Annotated in this window: 19 protein-coding genes, 2 tRNA genes and 1 pseudogene; 11 read left to right on the top strand and 11 right to left on the bottom strand. The window is 61.5% G+C overall.

Going from position 1 to position 21,172, the window contains the following annotated elements:
- Nucleotides 1-90 precede the first annotated feature (90 nt).
- From FNZ07_RS26290 to FNZ07_RS26310, 5 genes are all read right to left on the bottom strand, one after another.
- Nucleotides 91-366 (bottom strand): hypothetical protein, encoded by a 276-nt coding sequence (locus tag FNZ07_RS26290; protein WP_091014693.1) that lies wholly within the window; start codon nucleotides 364-366, stop codon nucleotides 91-93.
- Between the two features lie 139 nt (nucleotides 367-505).
- On the bottom strand, nucleotides 506-1,423 hold the full coding sequence (locus FNZ07_RS26295) for an alpha/beta fold hydrolase (protein ID WP_245811536.1): 918 nt from the start codon (nucleotides 1,421-1,423) through the stop codon (nucleotides 506-508).
- Nucleotides 1,424-1,455: 32 nt separating this feature from the next.
- Nucleotides 1,456-1,530 (bottom strand) — tRNA-Arg (locus FNZ07_RS26300).
- A 79-nt stretch (nucleotides 1,531-1,609) separates the two neighbouring features.
- Nucleotides 1,610-2,440, bottom strand: coding sequence for an undecaprenyl-diphosphate phosphatase (locus FNZ07_RS26305; protein ID WP_091014694.1), 831 nt, complete (start codon nucleotides 2,438-2,440; stop codon nucleotides 1,610-1,612).
- Between the two features lie 240 nt (nucleotides 2,441-2,680).
- A complete protein-coding gene (locus FNZ07_RS26310) occupies nucleotides 2,681-2,851 on the bottom strand; it encodes a UDP pyrophosphate phosphatase (protein WP_143098101.1) in 171 nt (56 codons plus the stop codon).
- A 122-nt stretch (nucleotides 2,852-2,973) separates the two neighbouring features.
- Here FNZ07_RS26310 and FNZ07_RS26315 point away from each other — a divergent pair, with 122 nt between their 5' ends.
- The 4 genes from FNZ07_RS26315 (at nucleotide 2,974) to FNZ07_RS26330 (ending at nucleotide 6,124) form a co-directional block, all read left to right on the top strand.
- Nucleotides 2,974-3,882 (top strand): aldose epimerase family protein, encoded by a 909-nt coding sequence (locus FNZ07_RS26315; protein WP_091014700.1) that lies wholly within the window; start codon nucleotides 2,974-2,976, stop codon nucleotides 3,880-3,882.
- A 122-nt stretch (nucleotides 3,883-4,004) separates the two neighbouring features.
- Complete coding sequence (locus FNZ07_RS26320) at nucleotides 4,005-4,733, top strand: peptidoglycan DD-metalloendopeptidase family protein (RefSeq protein WP_091014703.1); 729 nt, start codon at nucleotides 4,005-4,007, stop codon at nucleotides 4,731-4,733.
- A gap of 138 nt (nucleotides 4,734-4,871) precedes the next feature.
- Nucleotides 4,872-5,180 (top strand): hypothetical protein, encoded by a 309-nt coding sequence (locus FNZ07_RS26325; RefSeq protein WP_091014704.1) that lies wholly within the window; start codon nucleotides 4,872-4,874, stop codon nucleotides 5,178-5,180.
- 635 nt (nucleotides 5,181-5,815) lie between these two features.
- Nucleotides 5,816-6,124 (top strand): DUF2288 domain-containing protein, encoded by a 309-nt coding sequence (locus FNZ07_RS26330; RefSeq protein WP_091014823.1) that lies wholly within the window; start codon nucleotides 5,816-5,818, stop codon nucleotides 6,122-6,124.
- 209 nt (nucleotides 6,125-6,333) lie between these two features.
- Here the strand turns inward: FNZ07_RS26330 and FNZ07_RS26335 are convergent, their stop codons facing one another.
- The gene (locus FNZ07_RS26335; protein ID WP_091014706.1) at nucleotides 6,334-6,519 is read right to left on the bottom strand and encodes a YajG family lipoprotein; all 186 of its coding nucleotides are present in this window, start codon (nucleotides 6,517-6,519) and stop codon (nucleotides 6,334-6,336) included.
- Nucleotides 6,520-6,682: 163 nt separating this feature from the next.
- On the opposite strand from FNZ07_RS26335, the gene FNZ07_RS33760 reads away from it, so the two are divergent.
- The gene (locus tag FNZ07_RS33760; protein ID WP_170043828.1) at nucleotides 6,683-6,856 is read left to right on the top strand and encodes a hypothetical protein; all 174 of its coding nucleotides are present in this window, start codon (nucleotides 6,683-6,685) and stop codon (nucleotides 6,854-6,856) included.
- Nucleotides 6,857-7,025: 169 nt separating this feature from the next.
- Here FNZ07_RS33760 and FNZ07_RS26340 read toward each other — a convergent pair whose 3' ends face one another.
- Nucleotides 7,026-7,643, bottom strand: a complete 618-nt coding sequence (locus FNZ07_RS26340) for a helix-turn-helix domain-containing protein (protein ID WP_091014709.1) — start codon at nucleotides 7,641-7,643, stop codon at nucleotides 7,026-7,028.
- Between the two features lie 121 nt (nucleotides 7,644-7,764).
- On the opposite strand from FNZ07_RS26340, the gene FNZ07_RS26345 reads away from it, so the two are divergent.
- The 3 genes from FNZ07_RS26345 (at nucleotide 7,765) to FNZ07_RS26355 (ending at nucleotide 14,663) form a co-directional block, all read left to right on the top strand.
- Entirely contained in the window at nucleotides 7,765-8,526 is a 762-nt protein-coding gene (locus FNZ07_RS26345; RefSeq protein ID WP_091014711.1) for an SDR family oxidoreductase, read from the top strand.
- Nucleotides 8,527-8,528: 2 nt separating this feature from the next.
- On the top strand, nucleotides 8,529-9,644 hold the full coding sequence (locus tag FNZ07_RS26350) for an S-adenosylmethionine:tRNA ribosyltransferase-isomerase (protein ID WP_091014714.1): 1,116 nt from the start codon (nucleotides 8,529-8,531) through the stop codon (nucleotides 9,642-9,644).
- 813 nt (nucleotides 9,645-10,457) lie between these two features.
- Complete coding sequence (locus FNZ07_RS26355; RefSeq protein ID WP_144269492.1) at nucleotides 10,458-14,663, top strand: ESPR-type extended signal peptide-containing protein; 4,206 nt, start codon at nucleotides 10,458-10,460, stop codon at nucleotides 14,661-14,663.
- Between the two features lie 165 nt (nucleotides 14,664-14,828).
- Here FNZ07_RS26355 and FNZ07_RS26360 read toward each other — a convergent pair whose 3' ends face one another.
- From FNZ07_RS26360 to FNZ07_RS26365, 3 genes and pseudogenes are all read right to left on the bottom strand, one after another.
- Nucleotides 14,829-15,107, bottom strand: coding sequence for a hypothetical protein (locus tag FNZ07_RS26360; RefSeq protein WP_091020398.1), 279 nt, complete (start codon nucleotides 15,105-15,107; stop codon nucleotides 14,829-14,831).
- 38 nt (nucleotides 15,108-15,145) lie between these two features.
- Nucleotides 15,146-15,282 (bottom strand): annotated as a pseudogene (locus tag FNZ07_RS34635) (SOS response-associated peptidase family protein); the annotation flags it as partial.
- Nucleotides 15,283-15,371: 89 nt separating this feature from the next.
- Nucleotides 15,372-15,448: transfer RNA gene (locus FNZ07_RS26365), tRNA-Pro, on the bottom strand.
- A 186-nt stretch (nucleotides 15,449-15,634) separates the two neighbouring features.
- Here FNZ07_RS26365 and sixA point away from each other — a divergent pair.
- Both sixA and FNZ07_RS26375 read left to right on the top strand, forming a co-directional pair.
- The gene (gene sixA / locus FNZ07_RS26370; RefSeq protein WP_091020400.1) at nucleotides 15,635-16,093 is read left to right on the top strand and encodes a phosphohistidine phosphatase SixA; all 459 of its coding nucleotides are present in this window, start codon (nucleotides 15,635-15,637) and stop codon (nucleotides 16,091-16,093) included.
- A gap of 196 nt (nucleotides 16,094-16,289) precedes the next feature.
- Complete coding sequence (locus FNZ07_RS26375) at nucleotides 16,290-17,111, top strand: GNAT family N-acetyltransferase (RefSeq protein ID WP_091020402.1); 822 nt, start codon at nucleotides 16,290-16,292, stop codon at nucleotides 17,109-17,111.
- A 148-nt stretch (nucleotides 17,112-17,259) separates the two neighbouring features.
- Here the strand turns inward: FNZ07_RS26375 and ppx are convergent, their stop codons facing one another.
- Nucleotides 17,260-18,849 carry an exopolyphosphatase gene (gene ppx / locus FNZ07_RS26380; RefSeq protein WP_091020404.1) on the bottom strand — a complete coding sequence of 530 codons (1,590 nt, stop codon included), beginning with the start codon at nucleotides 18,847-18,849 and terminating at the stop codon, nucleotides 17,260-17,262.
- A gap of 202 nt (nucleotides 18,850-19,051) precedes the next feature.
- On the opposite strand from ppx, the gene ppk1 reads away from it, so the two are divergent.
- The gene (gene ppk1, locus FNZ07_RS26385; RefSeq protein ID WP_091020406.1) at nucleotides 19,052-21,115 is read left to right on the top strand and encodes a polyphosphate kinase 1; all 2,064 of its coding nucleotides are present in this window, start codon (nucleotides 19,052-19,054) and stop codon (nucleotides 21,113-21,115) included.
- The last annotated feature ends 57 nt before the right edge of the window (nucleotides 21,116-21,172 follow it).

Consider the following 21,172-nt stretch of genomic DNA (forward strand, 5'->3'; position numbering starts at 1 on the left):
GTTACGTTGACATACGATAAGCAGCAGTCCGCTCAAGGCGGGACTTTCGCAAGGCAGCTTCGGCTGCCTTTTTTTATCTCTGCGTGCCCATCACTTTCCCGTAGCGAGCCGCGGACCGATCGTACGGCCCGATCCAAAGTCTGCAATCACTTTCGGCACCACACTCGCCGACGGCTGGATGCCGCGCGTCTGCACGTCCTCGAGGAACAGCACGCGTGCGCGCCAGTATTCGAGTTGAATGTTGGCATCGATCACGCGCTGCTCCGCAGTGAACAGTTGCATGCGCGCATTGACCAGCATCGACGTTGCCGCTTTCTCGGGCGTGGGAGCACGTTGTTGCATCAACCGGCTGAGCCACTTTGCCATGACGACCTCCGTTCTCGATGGGTACCGGATGGCACCCCGACGGGACCATAGTAGGTAGCCCAATGCGATAAGGCGATGTCATTTAGCCAAAATTGACATTGCGTTTACGACTTTTACCTGGGGATTCAATTGGTTACATTCAGGCCGGGTGGCTCAGCTTCATGAGGTCCCGCAGCGCTTGCAACGTTGCCGCGGGCGCTTCTTGCGGAATGTTGTGGCCGATACCGGGCAATACCCGGCGCTCGTAGTGGCCTCGAAAGTGTGCGTAATCGTTGTCCGTTCTGGCCGGTGGATCGACGCCGTCATCGGCGCCGCACAGTGAAATCGTGGGGACGTCGATGGCTGGTTGCTGACTTAGCTGGTACTCGATTTCTTCAAGCGCGGGATCGCCCGGCGCGTAGCCGTAGCGATGCCGATACGAGTGGATCACGACATCGACGAAATCGGGGTTGTCGAAAGAAGAAGACGTGCGCGCATAGGTGTCGTCGTCGAACGACCATGAAGGCGACCACAAGCGCCATAACAAACGGCACAGCGCCTCGCGGTTTGCCGTCAATCCGGCAACACCGCGTTGACCGTGAAAATAGTATTGATACCAGAACCGGTGTTCGGCTTCGGGATCGGCGGGAATGACGGAGCCTGGGATGTTCTGGATGTTGTAGCCATCGCCGGTGATAAGGCAGCGCACGCGTTCCGGCCAGAGCGCCGCGACGATGCAGGCGGCGCGGCCACCCCAGTCGTAGCCCACCAGTGCTGCTCGGGGAATTGAGAGCACATCCAGAAGGTCGAGCAGATCGCGGGCGAGAGCGGCCTGTTGACCGGAGCGCATTACATCGCTGGAAATGAATCGGGTGGGGCCGTAGCCGCGCAAGTAGGGGGTGATGACGCGGTGTCCGCTTGCCGAGAGTCCTTCTGCTACGTCGTCGTAGCCGCGCGGGTCGTAGGGGAAGCCGTGCATTAACACGACGGGATCGCCGGTTGGCGAGCCGCGCTCCTCGTATGCGAGATCGAGCATCGAGGTGCGGATATGGCGGATGGTGTTCATCGTGGCAGACATACCAGAGCGTCTCCGGGATGCAGCGAGATTTTTGGCCCCCCCACGAGGAATCGAACCTCGATTTCAGGTTTAGAAGACCCGTGTTCTATCCGTTGAACTATGGGGAGGCAAGACCGCGATTTTAACCGACTGCGCGTCCGCTGACGAGGTTGCTCTTCGATCGGGATCGCGCGCCGGCAAAAACCGTCACACCGGCGCCGGATGCAGCACGAACCAGCCGAGACACAACGCACCCGCGATCACGCAATACACGCCGAACGCCGCGAGCCGCCCGCGCCCTTCGAAATAGCGCATCAGGAAGCGCACGCTGAGGTACGCGGCGACCGCAGTGAGCACACCGCCAAGCACCGCATCGGCGAGGTGGCCAGGCGCATGAAACAGCTTCGGCACTTCGAGCAGACCTGCCGCGAAGATGATCGGCGTGCCGAGCAGGAACGCGAACTCGGCGGCCTTCTCGGATGTGAGACCCGCCGCGTTGCCGGCGATCATCGTCAGACCGCTGCGCGAGAAACCCGGAATCAGCGCGCCAACCTGTGCAAGCCCGACGAGAAACGCCTGCTTGAACGTGAGCTTTTCAGGCGCAAGGTGCGCACGCGCGCGTTGCAGGCGATCGCCGAACCACAGCAGCACACCGTTCACAATCAGCGCGATCGCCACGATCCGCAGATCGTGGAACAGGTGCTCGAGCCGCTTCTCCAGCAACAAACCGACGATACCGGCGGGAATCGTGCCGATGATCAGCGCCCACATCATGTGGCCGTCGTCGTTAGGACGCCCGGCCAGCGACGCGAAAAAGCCGCGCACAAGCGCAACCCAGCGCTCGCGGAAGTACCACAACAGCGCGAGCGCCGTGCCCAGATGCAGCGCGACGAGAAACGGCAGCAGCTGCGGCGCATGTGCATCGATATGCATGCCAAACAGCGCGGGCACAAGCAGCGTGTGGCCGAGACTGCTGACCGGAAAGAGTTCGGTGACGCCCTGCAACACGCTCAGAAAAATCAGAAACCACAAGCTCACGCGACGGCCCTCTTTGGTGAAAGTGTGAACGAACAGCGCGCCGGATCTCGCGATCCGGCGCCCGGAAGCGCACCGATTATGACTGGCCCACAAGACAGCGCCAAGCGTTTGAGCTGAGATTTACGGAAATTTGCGGCGCTGCGGCACAACTCGATACGATTGTTACGTCGCAGAAAACACAAAGCCCGCCAGGGTGGCGGGCTTGCGGGGCGGCGGCAAATACGCCGGTTCGATCTCGCCTTAACGCGCGATCTGGTAGAAGAAATAGATTGTGCTGCCGGTGAACATACCGAACAGAGCAACACCCATTGCCATTGCGAGATCCATGATGCCTCCGGAAACTTGCTGGCCCGGCAGCAGGATTGACCGGGCGATGGGACAGATTATCGGTAAGCCGATGCTCCACGTCACGCCCGCAGTTTCCCCAGAGAGGGTTTCCCCGTAGGACAAAGCAGCGCACAATCGGCAGCGCACGCCGCACCCGGCGGTCCTCTTTCTTCAACGCCCCTAACTCCCTCTAACCCCTGCCCGCCATGCCTGAAATCCAGCCTCCGCCCACCGTCGACCTCGCGCACGGCGCATCCCTGCTCCGCTTCGCTCCGCAAGCGGGCGGTCGCCTGCTGTCGTGGCATATCGACGGCAAGCCCGTCATTCACTGGCCCGATCACGCGGACTGGAGCCATCCCTCGAAAATCCGCGGCGGCAATCCGCTGCTGTTTCCGTTTCTCGGACGACACCGCGTCGACGGCAAAATCGGCTTCTGGCGCGATGCGCACGGCACGGTGCGCGAAGTGCCGATGCACGGTTTCGCCCGCGACTTGCCGTTCGACACCAAGGTCGCCGTCGACGGCCAAAGCCTGCATATGACGCTCGCCGACAGCGCCGCGACGCGCACCGGCTATCCGTTCGGCTTTCGCTTCGAAGCCGTGTACCGGCTCGCCGACGACCACACACTCGACGTCGAACTCACCACCACCAACACCGGCGACACCGCGCTGCCCTACTACGCGGGCCATCACTTCTACCTCGAGCTGCCGCACGAACAACGTGGCGAAACCGTGCTCGAGCTGCCGCCCACCCAGCGCCGCTACCAGTTGCCGGACGGCTCGATCAGCGCCGCGGAACCCGGCGAGCCGCGCTATACGCTCGACGAAACGCGCATCATCGACCGCTTCCACTGTCTCGAGGGCGTGTCGGACCAGCCGGTACGGCTCATCGCGCCCGGCCTGAACCGCGTCGTGACGATCGATCTGCGGCGCCCCGGCTCGCTCGACTGGTACGCGGTCACTACATGGACCGAAGCGCCGGATTCCGACTTTTATTGTGTCGAGCCGTGGCTCGGGCTGCCCGATGCGATTCACAACGGCCTCGGTCTGCGCCGGCTCGAACCGGGCCACAGCGAAACGGCCGCGCTGCGCATCAAGGTCGAGACGCTCCGCTGACCTGCGCTCACCATCCGCCGCCGCGCCGTTTTCGCGTGTCCGGATGCAAAACCGTTAGAATCGGACGTTTTGCCTCTGCCGCGTGATCGGGATCGGCGCGCGGCGGCGCTTTGCGAGGTCCAATGCTGGGAACAACAATCAGACGGCTCGCCTGCGTGCCGGTTACCGCTGTACTCGTCACGATGCTCGCCGCATGCGGTTCCGCGCCGGTCGGGCCAGGTTACTACCGCGTCGAACGCGGCGACACGCTTTCGAAGATCGCGCGCAGCAACCGGCAGTCGACGTCGAGCATCGCCCGCTGGAACAATCTGTCGAATCCCGATTCGCTCGAGGTCGGTCAGGTGCTGCGCGTCGCGCCGCCCGCCGGATCGGTGAGCACCGCGGGCAGCGCACGCGGCAGCGGCAGTACCGGCAGCACGCGGACGCCGGCGCCGAGTAGCGCGCCGACCGAAACCGCGGACGCGCCCGTCAGCGCACCTGCCACATCGATATCGCTGATCTGGCCGGCCAACGGCACGGTCGTGAGAACCTTCGACGGCAAGAACTCGAAGGGCATCGACATCACCAACACGGCCGGCACGCCGGTCGTCGCGGCGGCTGCCGGGTCGGTGGTCTATGCCGGGAACGGTTTGCGCGGCTACGGCAATCTGCTGATCATCAAGCACAACTCGGAATACCTGACCGCCTATGCGCATAACCGGGCGCTCTTCGTGAAAGAAGGTCAGGCGGTGACGCAAGGGCAGAAGATTGCCGAAATGGGCGACACCGACAGCGACCGTGTGGTGCTGCACTTCGAGTTGCGCTATCAGGGGCGCTCGATCGACCCGTCGCGCGCCCTGCCGCCCCGCTAGCGCGACACACCGCACGGGCCCGGGCACGCGTCGTGCTGCCAGCGGTGGTCATACCGCAATGGAGCCGCACGCGTAGAACCGCGCTCCATCGACGGCAGGACGCGGCACCGGGCCGCGTCCCACACCAGGACTTCCGCGATGAAAACCGCACTCTGCGCGGCCGGCATCGCCGCGCTGACGCTGACGAGCCTCGCCGGCTGCTCCAGCACGACGACGCTCACCTATCTGCCTGACGGTCAGGCAGGCTTCGCCATCAACTGCAGCGGCAGCGACGCCAGCTCGAACTGGGGCGAGTGCTACAAGCGCGCAGGCGTTGCCTGTGGCGCGTATGGCTATGACGTCATTTCGAAGGATGTCGACAATGGGGCAACCGCGGGCGGTTCGCTCGGTGGACTGCTTGGAGCGAACGTCAAGAACCGGTCGATGGTGATTCGCTGCAAGCAGTAGCCGCCACGACGGGCGTCCATCCGAGGTCCTACAAAAAAAGCCCGGCACGTGGCCGGGCTAACGGGGGTTCGGCGCATATCGGCAAAGGACCGGTTCACCATGCGCCGATTGGAAATCTAACAACGCATCTATGCACACGCAATCGATTAATTGTGTGGAAAATGTGTTGCGGCGCACGGAATACGCATTATGTGAATATAAATCGTTAAATTAACGCATCAAATCACACGATATCATACGCGTCGTCACGGGAGATATTTTCATCTCGTTATTAACGTTATCCATCGCTAACGTATATGTGGTGGGCATTCGGCGAATATCGCGTTGCCCGGGAAATATAGCCAGGCACAAGGAGATCGTTAAATCGAAGCAAGCCCTCGAACTGCCGATAACTATCGTCCATTATTCGTACGCAAGCGCACCCATAAGAGAACGCCGCTTGAATCCGTTAGACGGTGACACACGTCACCTTCCGTCCGCTTGCGCGGAATAAATGTCGCTGGAAGCGATTGATATAATCAGCTTAATGGGTTGTAAAAATCCGCGGAATGCGATGCGGACAGCGCAACAGACCCGTTTTGGCCGCGCGCCGATGGTTTATAGTAGCGGCCGCTGTCCGAATCCCACTGATGCTCATGACCCTGCCCGCCTCCTCCCACACTCCGCTGTACGCCAAACTGCTCGCGGAAACCGCACAGATCGGCTGGTCCGAACTCGAGCGTTTCTTTGCGCGCGGCATGCTGCTGCGCGTTGCCGGCGACCTCGATCTCGTGAGCGTGGCCGAAGCCATTGCCGGCGACGACGCCGCGCAAGTTACACAGTGGCTATCGGCGGGGCTCGTCGAGCGCGTCCAGGCCGACACAGCCGCCGATTTCGCCGCCCGCGATCCGAACCTGTGGGCCGTCGTCGTCTCGCCGTGGATCTGCGTGCAGGAACGCGCCTGAGCAACGCCGGGGCACCACACGGTGTCGCACATTCCATGCATATTCCACGCGTATTCCAGTTACCGCTTGAATCAAGCGCATACAAATCGCATAGCCAATTCGTGCTCGAATAGCTGCAGCCCGTGGTCTCCGCGCGAACAGTGCTCGCGGGTCAGAAGCTCCGGCGTGCCCGCGCCGGAGCTTCGCCTTTTGCGATGTCCTGTTCCCGATTACTTCGGTGTGTCAGCGGCAGATGGCGTGGCGATCGCCGGCGGCCGGTCGTCGGTGGGTACGCCGTGATAGTCGGGCGGGTCCTTCGGCGGCGTGCGATGAGCGGTGGATGAACCGTCGGCGCAACCCGCGACGGACAGAATCAGGGACGAAAACAGCGGGACCAGCCATGCGGCGCGATTCATAAATTCTCGAAGCAAGGGAATGTGAAAACCACAGGTACAAACGACCGCGGCCCTGCAGTCTACCCGCAACGCAGCATGCACGACGACAAGCCGGCACGCTCCTTTCCCTTTGCTGCAACTGACCTACCATGTACGCATGGCCGCATTGCGAAAGGAGGCTGCCATGGAAGCAGAAACAATCGCCGGACTGATCGGCCTTGGCGTCGGCGTACTGGTGCTGATCGCGCTGTCGGTGTTCGAATCGCGCAATTACCGACGCGAGCACGGCGGCGAAAGCATGACGCACCACTGGCTGGCCGAGCATCACATGCTCGACTGGATGCGGCGCAAGCACTAACCCTCGCTTGTTCCGCGATCGCGCGAATCGCCCGGTAGGCCGTTAAGCCTGCACTGCACACGCGATCCGTACTGCCGGCATTTTCCCGTCGGCCCCGATCGTGCGGGCCGCGTTCTCTTGTTGTTGTCATCCGCAGCGCAGCACGCGACGTCGCAGGTTCGCTGCGCGACTAGACTCCCGCCTTCGCCAGAATCACGATCGACACGCCCAACGCGCTGTGTTGCGTATCCTCATTGCGATACGAATGCGGCACGTGACCGGGAAACGCCAGCACATCGCCTGCTTCGAGCCCGTGCCGCTCGCCCGCGACGAACACGGCAACGCGTCCGTCGATACAGCTGAAATACTCACGCGTGCCCGGTAGATGCGGCGTGCCGCGCATATAGCCGCCTGGAATGAAGGACATCGTTTCGAGGATGCCGTCCGGCATCGGTTCCGGTACGAGCGGCCGGATCGTCAGCCCATTGCCGCGGTTCTGCACCGACACTTCGGCCGCCGCCCAGCGACGCACTTTCGCGCGCGGCGATGCAAGCAGTTCGTCGAGCGGCGCGGCAAGCGCACCCGCCACCTTCATCAGCACTGCCAGCGACGGATTGCCCTCGCCCGACTCCAGATTCGCCACCGTCGAGCGCGGCACACCCGATGCCTTCGCCAGCCCCTCCTGCGTCAACGCGCGCGCGTGCCGCAGCGCGACGAGATTGCGCGCGAGATGCTGCGCGGCGCGCGTGACGTCGTGAGCCTGATCGTCGGCGGGTTCTTCTGCAGCGGGGGGAACGGTTTCGTCCATCGTATCGACTTTCCGACAAGGGGTTGGACATCGCGCTCGGTTGAACGACGACGCGTTCCTATTATCAGGCCATCGAGCCAGCGCGACTCACGCGCGGCTCTCATCCACTACGGAGCATGGCATGACCTCGTCGATCGATACGCTCGCAGGCATTCGCGTCGCCCTCACGGGCGGCACCTCGGGGCTCGGCCTCGCACTGATGGACGAACTGCTCGCGCGCGGCGCACACGTTGCCTTCGTCGCGCGGCACGCAGACCGCGTTGCGGCTGTTACGGCGGCGCGGCAGAAAGTTGTCGGGCTGGTCGGCGATATCGCGAAGAAGGACGACATCTATCCGCTTGCGCTGCAGATCAGCGGCGTGCTGGGCGGCGTCGATGTGCTGGTGAACAACGCGTCGTCGCTGGGACCGGTGCCGCTCGCACCGCTCGCCGATACCACTTGCGAGGACCTCGAAGCCGCGCTGGCCGCGAACCTGCTCGGCCCGTTTCGCTTGACGAAAGCACTGCTCGGTTCGCTGGCCGCCGCTGCACGCGAACGCGGCGGCGCAGTCGTGCTGAACGTGTCGAGCGATGCAGCTGTCGAGCCTTATCCGACGTGGGGTGCCTACGGCGCAAGCAAGGCAGCGCTACGGCACATGACGCGAATCTGGAATCTCGAGCTTGCTACGCAGCGCGTGCGTTTGCTGTCGCTCGATCCTGGCGATATGGATACGCCGCTGCATGCGCTCGCCGTGCCGGATAGCGACCCTGCCGGGCTCAAGGCACCCGCGGTTGCGGCGCGCGAGATGGCCGATACGATCGAAGCTGCACTGCGCGAGTTGCGCACGCCGGATGGGTCGAGTTCGAATGGCTCCAGCAATGTCGACGCGTTGGCGAGGGCCTGACGATGCGCGCAGCCACTGTCCCGATACAACGCCCTCGCGATGCGCGTCTTCTCACCGTCGATCGTTACGGTCGCATCGACGAGCACCCGCGCACCGCGTTCGCCGATCTGTTGCGCCCTGGCGATTGCGTGATCGCCAACGATGCCGCAACCTTGCCCGCCAGCCTGCACGGTGTCCATGAGCGCAGCGGCAATGTAATCGAAGTGCGGCTTGCGGGGCGCACGTCGCTCGCCGGCGGCGATGCGATGAATCGCTTCAGCGCGATCGTATTCGGTACCGGCGATTTCCATACGCTGACTGAAGAGCGAGCCGCACCGCCCGATTTGCATCGAGGTGACCGCCTTAGATTCGGCGCTGACGGCGCGACGATCGTGCGATTGCTCGGTCATCCGCGCTTTGTCGAACTGCATTTCGACGGCGACGCTGCACAGGTGTGGCGCACGCTCGCATCGCATGGCAAGCCTGTCCAGTACGCGCACCTGGCCGACCCGCTTGCGCTATGGGATGTATGGACGCCGATCGCCGCGCAGCCCGTCGCGTTCGAGCCGCCTTCGGCAGGCTTCGTCCTCGACTGGAGCACGCTCGACGCACTGCATGCGCGCGGTGTGCCGTTCGCGACGCTCACGCATGCGGCGGGATTGTCATCGACCGGCGATGCGACGCTCGATCAACGTCTGCCGCTCGACGAGCCGTATCGCATTCCGGTTGCAACAGCAGCGCTCGTCGAGACAACCCGTGCGCGCGGCGGCCGGGTCGTGGCGATCGGAACGACCGTTGTGCGCGCACTCGAACATGCGGCAGCGATCGACGGTGCCGTGCATCCTGGCGATGGCACCGCGACGCAGCGAATCGGGCCGCATACGCGACTGCGCGCCGTCGATGTGATCGTGTCGGGTACACATGAACCTGATTCGAGCCACTACGCGCTGCTACGGGCGTTCGCCGATGCATCGACGCTTGCGCGTGTCACGGCGACGCTGGAAGCACATCGCTATCGCACGCATGAATTCGGCGATTCGATGTGGGTCGAGCGGAGTACGGATGCTGTGCGGGAAGAAGAGCATGTGTACGACGAGCGGCAGGGTTCGTGGGTGGCGGTGCCTTGCGATTTAAGCTGAAAATTGTTTGCAAAAGTTTGCAAAACGCTGTCGAAAACCCGAAAAAATCCCAGAAAACCCGCAATCCCCAAAGTCAGAGTCGCGATAAATATCAGAAGCGCTCTCTTTGCAACTGAAAATCGTTCAAAGGTTTTCGACACAGGATGCGGGTTTTGATTACGCGTCTCGATCACCGGGCTGCCAGTAGTAGTGTTTGGTAATGTGGTTTGCAACCGTCGAAGGTTGCGTATTTCGGCGCTTCCCGGAAGAAAAATAGCGACTGTTCCAGCTCTTTCCGTTTGCACGAAAGAGCCGTACGACACCTGCACCGCCGAATAGACCTGGCCGGCCCGTCCGGCAATCGACCTCACCGAGTGAATGCCCTGCTCCCGCAGATTCGATTCGCGGCGAATAAATCATGCGCCTGCAGATAACACAAAACATGAAATTATAGCCGGCAATTTCAACATTTTTAGCATTTTATTATTTTAACAACTACGAATAATCACGGCCATTTCCACTGTAAGCATTTGTTTTAAAGTGCCAATTGCTAAAAGAAAAAACGTTATGCAAGCAAATGCAACATTGCATTGAGACGCGACCAGCGAGTTGAGAAATGGCGTCTCGAGACTGACAGCACATCGGTTTCTTATTTTCTTGCGTTTCGCATACAAAAATATTTCATCGTTTGAAAATTCGCATATTCGGGGATATGTAATTCGCACATTTAAATCTGGATGCGCGGCGTTTTCTTTCGCCTCGGGAACGATTCTCCCAGCAATTACCTGAAGGCTTCGCTGCGTCGCACAGCCCCTACCGGAGAGGTGATTCAAAATGAACAAGACGTACAGGACTATCTGGAATGAAGCCCTTGGTGCGTGGGTCGCTGCATCCGAGCTGGATTCGGCGCGCGGGAAAGGCAAGCGCTCGGCGTCGGTCAAACTCCTTGTGAATTTGCTTCTGCTTGGAGCGGCTCAAGCGAGCTATGCCGGGATCTTCACGTTTTCCGGCGGCAATGGTGGGGGAAACTGCGGCTTTGCCGGGGGTACTGGGCCTGATGGCGTGCGCACCTATGGAGCAGGTGCAGCCCCCGCCGACGGCAGCGGTGGGTTTTCGTCCGTCGCGGGGTGTAACGCAAACGGCGCAAATCTGAGCGGCGTGACCTTATACGGCTCTTACACGACTGCGAGCGGAGCCGCCGCCGTAGCGTTCGGTATGGGAGCGCTCGCCGGCAATTTTGCAACGTCTATTGGGTTTCAGGCCACTGCCTCCGGAACGCAAAGCAACGCTTTCGGGTTTAACGCAACGGCGTCGGGTACGTCGTCGCTTGCGATTGGTTCGGCGGCCATTTCGTCCCAGTCGTCTTCGACCGCAATTGGGCCAGGCGCGAGTGCCACGGGGGCCTCGGCAACGGCGCTCGGCAGCGGCAGTCGAGCTACCTATGCGAACAGTGTGGCGATTGGTGCCGGCAGTGTCACAGGTGCGGCTGCACCCACCGGGACAGGTTTTCTGACCGGGCAGGCGGCGCCGCTTTCGGAAGTGTCGGTGGGCAGCTCGACGGCGTTGCGCCGGATTACCAACGTGGCCGACGGTTCCGCGCCGCAGGATGCAGTGACCGTGTCGCAACTGAGCACCGGTTTGAGTACGACGACGAGCAGCATTTCGAGCTTGTCGACTTCGGCTTCGACGGGGATTACTTCGCTGTCGACCGGTTTGAGCACGACCAACAGCAACGTGACGAGTCTGTCGAGTTCGAGTTCGACTGGTATCAGTAGTCTGTCTACTGATCTGAGTACGACTAACAGCAGGGTGACGAGTCTGTCGACTTCGACTTCAAGTGGTATCGGTTCGTTGTCGACTGGGGTGAGTTCGTTGTCCACTTCGACTTCGACTGGTATCACTAGTTTGTCTACTGGTCTGAGTACGACTAACAGCAATGTCACTAGCCTCTCGACTTCGACTTCAAGTGGTATCGGCTCGTTGTCGACTGGGGTGAGTTCGCTGTCCACTTCGACTTCGACTGGCATTACCAGCCTGTCTACCGGCCTGAGCACCACAAACAGCAACGTCACGAGTCTGTCGACTTCGACTTCAAGTGGCATCGGCTCGTTGTCGACTGGGGTGAGTTCGCTGTCCACTTCGACTTCGACTGGCATTACCAGCCTGTCTACTGGCCTGAGCACCACGAACAGCAACGTGACGAGCCTGTCGACGTCGACTTCAAGCGGCATCAGCTCGCTGTCGACGGGTGTGAGTTCACTGTCCACTTCGACTTCGACTGGCATCACCAGCCTGTCTACTGGTCTGAGCACCACAAACAGCAACGTGACGAGCCTGTCGACTTCGACTTCAAGTGGCATCGGTTCGCTGTCGACTGGGGTGAGTTCGCTGTCCACCTCGACGTCGACTGGCATCAACAGTTTGTCTACCGGTCTGAGTACGACTAACAGCAACGTCACCAGCCTCTCGACTTCGACATCAAGCGGCATCAGTTCACTGTCGACGGGTGTGAGTTCGCTGTCCACATCGACTTCGACTGGCATCACTAGCCTGTCTACTGGCCTGAGCACCACTAACAGCAACGTGACGAGCCTGTCGACTTCGACTTCAAGTGGCATCGGTTCGCTGTCGACAGGCGTGAGTTCGTTGTCCACTTCGACTTCAACCGGCATTAGTAGCCTCTCGACCGGCCTGAGCACAACCAACAGCAACGTGACGAGCCTGTCGACGTCGACTTCAAGCGGCATCAGTTCACTGTCGACTGGGGTGAGTTCACTGTCCACGTCGACTTCGACCGGCATCACCAGCCTATCAACGGGCCTGAGCACGACCAATAGCAGAGTCACAAGTCTGTCCACCGGTCTGAGCACAACCAACAGCAACGTCACGAGCCTGTCGACCTCGGCCTCCACGGGTATCAGCTCGCTGTCGACGGGTGTGAGCTCATTGTCCACCTCGACTTCGACCGGCATCACCAGTCTATCGACGGGTCTGAGTACGACCAACAGCAACGTGACGAGCCTCTCGACATCGACATCAAGCGGCATCAGTTCGCTGTCGACCGGCGTGAGCTCATTGTCCACGTCGACTTCGACCGGCATCACCAGTCTCTCGACCGGACTGAGCACAACCAATAGTCACGTAACAAGTCTGTCGACTTCAACGTCAACTGGCATCAACTCCCTGTCGACCGGTGTGAGCTCGTTGTCCACGTCGACATCGACCGGCATCACCAGTCTGTCCACAGGGCTGAGTACGACCAACAGCAACGTGACGAGCCTGTCGACTTCGACATCAAGCGGCATCAGCTCCCTGTCGACTGGCGTGAGCTCACTGTCCACATCGACCTCAACGGGCATCGCAAGCCTGTCGAGTTCGACCTCGACGGGCATCAGCTCGCTGTCCACCTCTACTTCGACCGGCATCGGCAGCCTGTCCACCGGCCTGAGCACGACGAACAGCAACGTGTCGAGCCTGTCGACCGGCCTCAGCACCACTACGAGCAGCATCGGCAGCCTGTCGACTTCAACCTCAACTGGCATCAGCACCCTGACGAACAACGTCACTTCGCTTTCGACCGGACTGAGCACGACAAGCAGCACAGTAGCGAGTCTGTCGACGCTAACCTCGACCAGCATCGGTTCGCTGTCGACCGGAGTCCTCTCGCTGTCCACCGGCGTCGCCAATTCGGTCCAGTACGACGACCCGTCGCACTCGAGCGTGACACTCGGCGGAGTCGGTGCAACTACACCGGTCCGGCTGACCAACGTCGCGCCCGGTGTGAACCCGACAGATGCGGTCAACGTCAGCCAGGTGTCCTCGCTGTCGACATCCGTGGCCTTTGCGATCAACTCGCTGTCGACGGGTCTGAGCACGACCAACAGCAACGTGAGCAGCCTGTCGACATCGACATCGACCGGTATCGATTCGCTGTCCACGTCGAGTTCGACGGGCATCGGCTCGCTGTCGACCAGCATCACATCGCTGTCGACCGGAGTCAGCACCACGATCGGTAGCCTGTCGGCATCGACCTCGACCGGCATCGGCTCGTTGTCCACCGGTGTGAGCTCGCTCTCCACCACGGTAAGCACCGGACTCAGCACGATCACCAGCGCGATTGCCAGCGGTGCCGGTGGAAACGGCGTAGTCCTGTCCAGCCTGTCGACTTCGCTCGCGCCCATCAATGCCGCATCCACGACCGCCAGCTCACGCGGTGCGACCATCGGCGCCACGCTCACTGGCGGTGTCAACTCGTCCGGCGCAGTCGTCTCGCAGGGACGCGCCACCAACAACACCTCCACGCAAGTCGTGCAGGCTTCCGGTTGCGGTGTAGCCAACGGCACGGATACGACGGCAACCGGGTTGTGTGCGGGCGCGGGCACGATCGCCGGGGTCAATGGCGCGACGACCACGACCGTGGCCAACGGTGCGACCGCGTACGGTTCGCAGTCGCTTGCACAGGACGCGAACACGACCGCGATCGGTTTCCGCGCGACCTCGCAGTACGCGGGTTCGGTTGCCATCGGTTACCAGGCGCAGGCGATCGCCGATCCAGCGACAGCAGTCGGCTCCAATTCGCTGGCTTCCGGCAACAACTCGGTCGCACTCGGTGCGGGCGCGCAAGCCACGGCCCAAGGCGCGGTCGCGCTGGGTGCGAATTCGGTTGCGGACCAGGCCAACACGGTATCGGTCGGCTCGCCAGGCAACGAGCGTCGCATTACCAATGTGGCGCCGGGTATCAACCCAACCGACGCAGTCAACGTATCCCAGTTGCAGGGCGTGCAGAGCAACGTCAACAACGTCGCGCGCGTGGCTTACGCCGGGATCGCCATGAGCATGGCGCTGGCGGGCAACTACATGCCGACGCTCGACCCTGGCGAATTCGAACTCGGGGCCGGCGTGGGCGGGTACCAGGGCTACGGAGCACTCGCGATCAATCTCAAGCGTCTTTCCGAGAACGGTCGCTGGTCATGGGGTGCGGGCGTTGCCACCACGGGGAATCAGGTGGGCTTCAATGCAGGGCTGGGATGGAAGTGGTGATATTTGTGTAGAGCGTATCGGCGGGCATCGCATGATGGATCGCGATGCTCGCCGGTCGCGAAGATTCGCGTGGGCAGCGTCTTCACCAAAGGCCGAATCGTGTACACGTTGTGAGGTGCGCATCCATGCAGCCACCGAAGGACGATACCGGACGGCGTGGGGATTTCAATCGTCGTCGTGCAGTAACCCTGCATCGAGCAGCCAGTTTGCAAACAGGAATAGGGCTATGTCCCCAAGCCAGATCCACACGCTCGACTCGCGATAGATGCCCCACCAGGATCCGAAATAGTAATCGTCGCTACTGTCGGTGTAGTGAACACGATAGGTATGGGTAGCATCGGGGCTCAGCGTGGCCAGCCAGGACCGCTCATCGTGCATGAACGTGCCTGCCCCAAAGTTCAGGACAAAGATCACCATGCATATGCGTACAACGGTGCCAAACATGATCAAAGCCCCTGGATCTGGATTCTCCGGGTTCCGGGTTATCGCGCAGCCAGTCTGTGCGCGTAGTACGGCCGCTCCCGATCATCGAGATTTGAAGAGTCGGGTTGAGCCATGCGTCAACATACTCCGGCTTGATCGGGATCATGCAGCGGTCACGCCCGGCCGCAGCGACTTCGATTAGACAACCGCTGGACTTTCGATTGGACAAAAGAAAAAGGACCTACGGCGTTAGCTCGTAAGTCCTTGTCCCTGCTGCTTTTTTCGTGGTCGGAGCGATAGGATTCGAACCTACGACCCTCTGATCCCAAATCAGATGCGCTACCAGGCTGCGCTACGCTCCGACGAAGCCTGCGATTCTAGCCGCCTTTCTGTCACGCGGTCAACCTTATGCTGCGATAACCTCTTCTGCGGCAAGCCGAAAGAACCATCGACGGACAAAGGCACCGGTTCCCGGTCCACAATAACCCCGCCCCGCGCACCCAAAAACGCAACCCGGAACACAACGCCAAAAGAAAGGAGACACCCCCATGAACCTGATCCTCTGGCGCCACGCCGAAGCCGAAGACATCGCCGCGAGCGACCTCGCCCGTCAACTCACAGCACGCGGCCGCAAACAGGCACAGACAGTCGGCAAGTGGCTGCGCGCACGCATCGACCCTGACGCATTGATACTCGTCAGTCCCGCCGTGCGAACCGTGCAGACCGCCGAGTCACTGTCGGACCAGTATCGCGTCGTGCGCGAGATCGCTCCTGACGCGAGCGCCGATGCCGTACTCGCCGCAGCCGGCTGGCCGAACGGCGTCGCTCAAACGGTTGTGATAGTCGGCCACCAACCGACACTCGGTCACGTGGCTGCCCGGCTGCTCGCTCACAGCGGCGCCAGCTGGCCGGTGAAGAAAGCCGGCGTCTGGTGGTTCGAAAGCCGCGAGCGCGCCGGCGACGAACAGGCTGTGCTGCGTGCAGCGATATCGCCCGAGCTGATCTAGACACCCTACCTGCCCCCACCAGGTACCAGGTGTCGGCACTACACAACAACGCACAACCGGCCGTAACACAACCCACAGGCCAACCTTACGGCACGTCATTGAATCGTCATCGCTTTGCCACGCGAGCGTCATTACCGATTACTACATTGGCGAAAAAGTACATAAACACAAACCCTTTTTCGACCAGGAACGCCACATGCGAGAACTGCCGACGCCTACCCTGCCCCTCGCTTCGATCCTTCCGCTCAAGCGCCGCCGTCGTCTGCCGCGCGCATCAGAAACCGTCACCGCACAACATCGTCTGCAAGTCGCCTGGGCGCGTAGCGACGAGGAGCTTCGCGAGGCGCAGCGTCTGCGGTATCGCGTCTTCGCCGAAGAAATGGGCGCACAACTGACTGGCCCTGCGGGCCTCGACGTCGATTCGTTCGATGCCTACTGCGACCATCTGCTCGTGCGCGATCTCGATACGCTGAAAGTGGTCGGTACGTATCGCGTGCTGCCGCCGCATCAGGCGGCGCGCATCGGCCGGCTCTATGCGGAAAGCGAATTCGACGTGTCGCGCCTCACCCATCTGCGCTCGAAGATGGTCGAGGTCGGTCGTTCATGTGTGCATCCCGACTACCGCAGCGGTTCGGTGATCATGTCGCTGTGGGCGGGCCTCGGTGCGTACATGCAGCAGAACGGCTACGAAACGATGCTCGGTTGCGCGAGCGTCGCGATGGCCGACGGCGGTCACTTCGCGGCAAACCTCTATTGCTCGCTGCGCGACAACTCGCTGACCGCGCCCGAATACCGCGCGTTCCCGCACACGCCGCTGCCCATCGACGATTTGCAGACCGGCACCGAGGTCGCAGCACCGCTGCTGATCAAGGGTTATCTGCGGCTCGGCGCGAAGATTTGCGGCGCGCCCGCGTGGGACCCCGACTTCAATACCGCCGACTTCCTCACGCTGTTCCGTCTGTCCGATATCAACGCCCGCTATGCACGCCATTTCCTCGGCGACGAACTGACGCGCTGATTGCTGGCTCTTGAACGGCATGCGCAATGCATGCCGCTAAAAACAGAAGCCCGGCGAGCAAAAAACTCGTCGGGCTTCTGTTTTGATTCGAGATCCGATTCGAGACCTGTTCGCAAGCTTCACCGCATCCGGTAAAGCGCAACGCAGCCTACTCGTCCTTGTCGGTATACACGACGCGATACGGTATCCCGACCTTCTCCCATTCAGCAGCTTCCTGAATCAGGCTGTAGTCGGTCAACGGATTGTTCTCGACCCACTCGTTCGGCAAACGCACTTCATAGCCGCCGCCCACCTGCGCCACGAGAATACCGGGCAATCCGACATCGGCACGGCGACGACACAGCAGCGACGCGAGACGCAGGCAGAACAGCAGCGGCCACTCGACATCACGCGTCTGCGACAGCTTGCCGAGCTTGCCCGCGTGTCCAAGCACGAGTGCGGCGAGCCGCGCCTGATCGGTGCGCGAGAAACCCGGCATGTCGGCATTGCTCGCGATATACGCGGAATGCTTGTGATATGCGCTGTGCGAGATCGACAGGCCGATCTCATGCAACGCGGCGGCCCAGCCGAGAAACATACGGTTCTCCGCACGCCGTTCCTCATCGGGCTCTTCGAGCTGGTCGTAGAAGCGCACCGCCAGTTCGCCGATGCGGGCCGCCTGCGCCCGGTCGATCCCGTAGCGCCGCATGAAGCCTTCCACCGTCAGCGTGCGCATGTCTTCGTGCTGCGACCGTCCGAGCAGGTCGTACAGCACACCGAGTCGCAAGGCGCCGTCAGTCGTATCGACGTAATCGATGCCGAGTTCGTCGAACACCGCGAGCATGATCGACAGGCCGCCTGCAAGTACTGGCACGCGGTCCGACTTGAGCGCCACGAGCTTCAGGCGGTTCACATTCTCGGCCTTGATCAACGCGCGTTTGAGCCGCTCGAGCCCGCCGCGCGAAATGCCGTGCGTGATACCCGGATCGTTGAAACCGTTCGCTTCGACGAGTTCGGCAAGCGCCCGCGCAGTGCCGGACGAGCCGATTGCCTGTTCCCAGCCGGTCTTGCGATATTCGCTGGAAATAATCTGGATTTCACGCGTAGCCGCGAGTTCGGCCTGGCGCATCGTGTATTCGTCCACGTTGCCCGCGGGGAAAAATGCCCGGCTATGGCTCACGCAGCCGATATACAGGCTTTCCATCTTGATCGGCGTGTAATGCGAGCCAATGATGAATTCCGTCGAGCCCCCGCCGATATCGACAACGAGCCGTTTGCCCGCACTGGCCGGCACGGAATGAGCGGCGCCCGCATAGATCAGCCGCGCTTCTTCGCGTCCAGCGATCACTTCAATCGGAAAACCGAGCGCTGCCTGGGCCTCGACAAGGAATTCGCCGGCGTTCTTCGCGACGCGCAGCGTATTGGTGGCGACCGCGCGCACGTGGTCGGGGTGGAAGTCGCGCAGCCGTTCGCCGAAGCGTTTCAGCGCATCCCAGCCCCGCACCTGCGAGGCGCGATCGAGCAGTTTGTCGCGGGCGAGCCCGGCGGCAAGCCGCACCGACTCGCGCAGCGCATCGACCTGATAGATCTGGCTACCGGCCTCGGTTTCCTCGACCCGGCCGACAATCAGCCGGAAGCTGTTCGAACCGAGATCGACAGCGGCGAGGAGCTTCGGGGTGGGGTTGACCATCGATTGTGCGGACTCCATGCGCGCGAGCGCCGCCATCTGACCGGCTGTGGCGCTGTTTAAAGACGCCATTCTAAGCGTACTGGACCTCGCCATGTCATCGTTCCGTATTGTGCGTCCTTCATGGTCCCATACGCACTGCGTCGTATTTACGACAAAGCACGAATACAGCGTAAAATTCGTGACATTCCCGATGTCATGATAGTTTCATCATTCTGTGAGAGTTTCCGAGCGTCCTATCAAACCCCTTCCTGATCTTCCATTCTCGCTGCCGATGTCCATCCGCTACCCTCTTCTCAATCGCGAGCTGGGCATTCTAGGTTTCAACGAGCGGGTCCTGGCGCAGGCGGCCGACCCGTCCGTCCCACTGCTCGAACGCCTGCGTTTCATCTGCATCACCAGCAGCAATCTCGACGAATTCTTCGAAGTCCGCATGGCCGGGCTGCACGAACAGATGCGCGACAATCCGGGCGCGCTGTCGCCGGACGGGATGTCGCTGCAGCATGTCTATGATCTCGTCGTCGAGCGGGCGCAAAAGCTCGTGCATCGTCAGTACACGATGCTGCACGACACGGTGCTGCCCGCGCTCGAACACGAAGGCATCCACTTTCACGGCACCGAAGCGTGGAACGAGGCGCAGACCCTGTGGGCGCGCCAGTATTTCATCGACGAACTGCTGCCCGTGCTGACGCCGATCGGCCTCGACCCCGCGCATCCGTTCCCGCGCGTGCTGAACAAGAGCCTGAACTTCGTCGTCGAGCTCGAAGGCAAGGATGCCTTCGGCCGCCAGGCGCTGATGGGGATCGTGCAGGCGCCGCGCGCGCTGCCGCGGCTCGTGCGCATGCCGCAGGAGCTGTCGGGCTATCCGCACGGCTTCGTGCTGCTCAGCTCGCTGTTGCAGCGCTATGTCGGCGAGCTGTTTCCGAACTTGATGGTGCACAGCTGCAACCAGTTTCGTATCACGCGCAATAGCGAACTGTTCGTCGACGAAGACGAAATCACCAACCTGCGCGTCGCGCTGCAGGGCGAACTGCCCGCGCGCCATCTCGGCAACGCGGTGCGGCTCGAAGTATCGGCGGAAACGCCTGCAAATCTCGCGCGTCGATTGCTCGACGAAAGCGGATTGCAGGAAAAGGACTGCTATTACGTCGACGGTCCCGTCAATCTGGTGCGGCTGATGCAGTTGCCGGAAATGGTCGACCGGCCCGATCTGAAATTCGTTCCGCATATTCCAGCCATTCCGGCGCAGGTCACCAACGGCGTCAGTCTTTTCGACGTGATCGATCAGGGCGACCTGCTGCTGCATCATCCGTACGAAAGCTTCCAGCCGGTGCTCGAACTGCTGTTGCAGGCCGCGAAAGATCCGAACGTCGTGGCGATCAAGCAGACCATCTACCGCACCGGCACCGACTCCCCGCTGATGGACGCGCTGATGCAGGCCGCGCGCAACGGCAAGGAAGTCACGGTGGTGGTGGAACTGCTCGCGCGCTTCGACGAGGAAACCAACATCAACTGGGCCTCGCAGCTTGAGGCAGTCGGTGCGCACGTCGTGTATGGCGTGGTCGGTCACAAGTGCCACGCGAAGATGATGCTGATCGTGCGGCGCGTGTCGGCGGGCGGCAAGTCGACGCTCAAGCGTTATGCGCACCTCGGCACCGGCAACTACCATCCGCGCACGGCCCGTCTCTACACCGACTTCGGCCTGATGACGTCGGACCAGAAAATCTGCGAAGACGTGCATCACGTATTCCAGCAATTGACGGGCATCGGCGGCGAACTGGCGTTGCACGAATTGTGGCAGTCGCCGTTCACGCTGCATCCGAAGCTCATCGAAGCCATCCGCGCCGAGGCCGCGAATGCGCGCGCCGGCAAGAAGGCACGCATCGTCGCGAAGATGAACGCGCTGCTCGAACCCACTGTGATCGCGGAACTGTACGAGGCGTCGCAGGCGGGCGTGAAGATCGATCTGATCGTGCGCGGTGTGTGCTCGTTGCAGCCCGGTGTGGCCGGTCTGTCGGAGAACATCACGGTGCGCTCGATCGTCGGGCGCTTTCTCGAACATCACCGCATCTACTACTTCTACGATGGCGGCAAGGAACAGGTCTATCTGTCGAGCGCCGACTGGATGGATCGCAACCTGTTCCGCCGTGTCGAAGTGGCCTTCCCGATCAACAACCGGCGGCTCAAGCGGCGTGTGATCGCGGAAGGACTGTCGATGTTCCTCGGCGACAACCAGTCGGCCTGGCTGATGCAGAGCGACGGGCATTACCGGCGGCGGCGGCCAGGCAAGTCGTCGCGCAATACGCAGATGAGCCTGCTGACGAAGTTCTGTTCATAAGAAAAACGCCGGTCCACCCGGCGTTTTTCTTGCCTGCTCGGGGAGCCTCGCGAGACG

This window comes from Paraburkholderia megapolitana (assembly GCF_007556815.1).
Taxonomy (GTDB): domain Bacteria; phylum Pseudomonadota; class Gammaproteobacteria; order Burkholderiales; family Burkholderiaceae; genus Paraburkholderia; species Paraburkholderia megapolitana.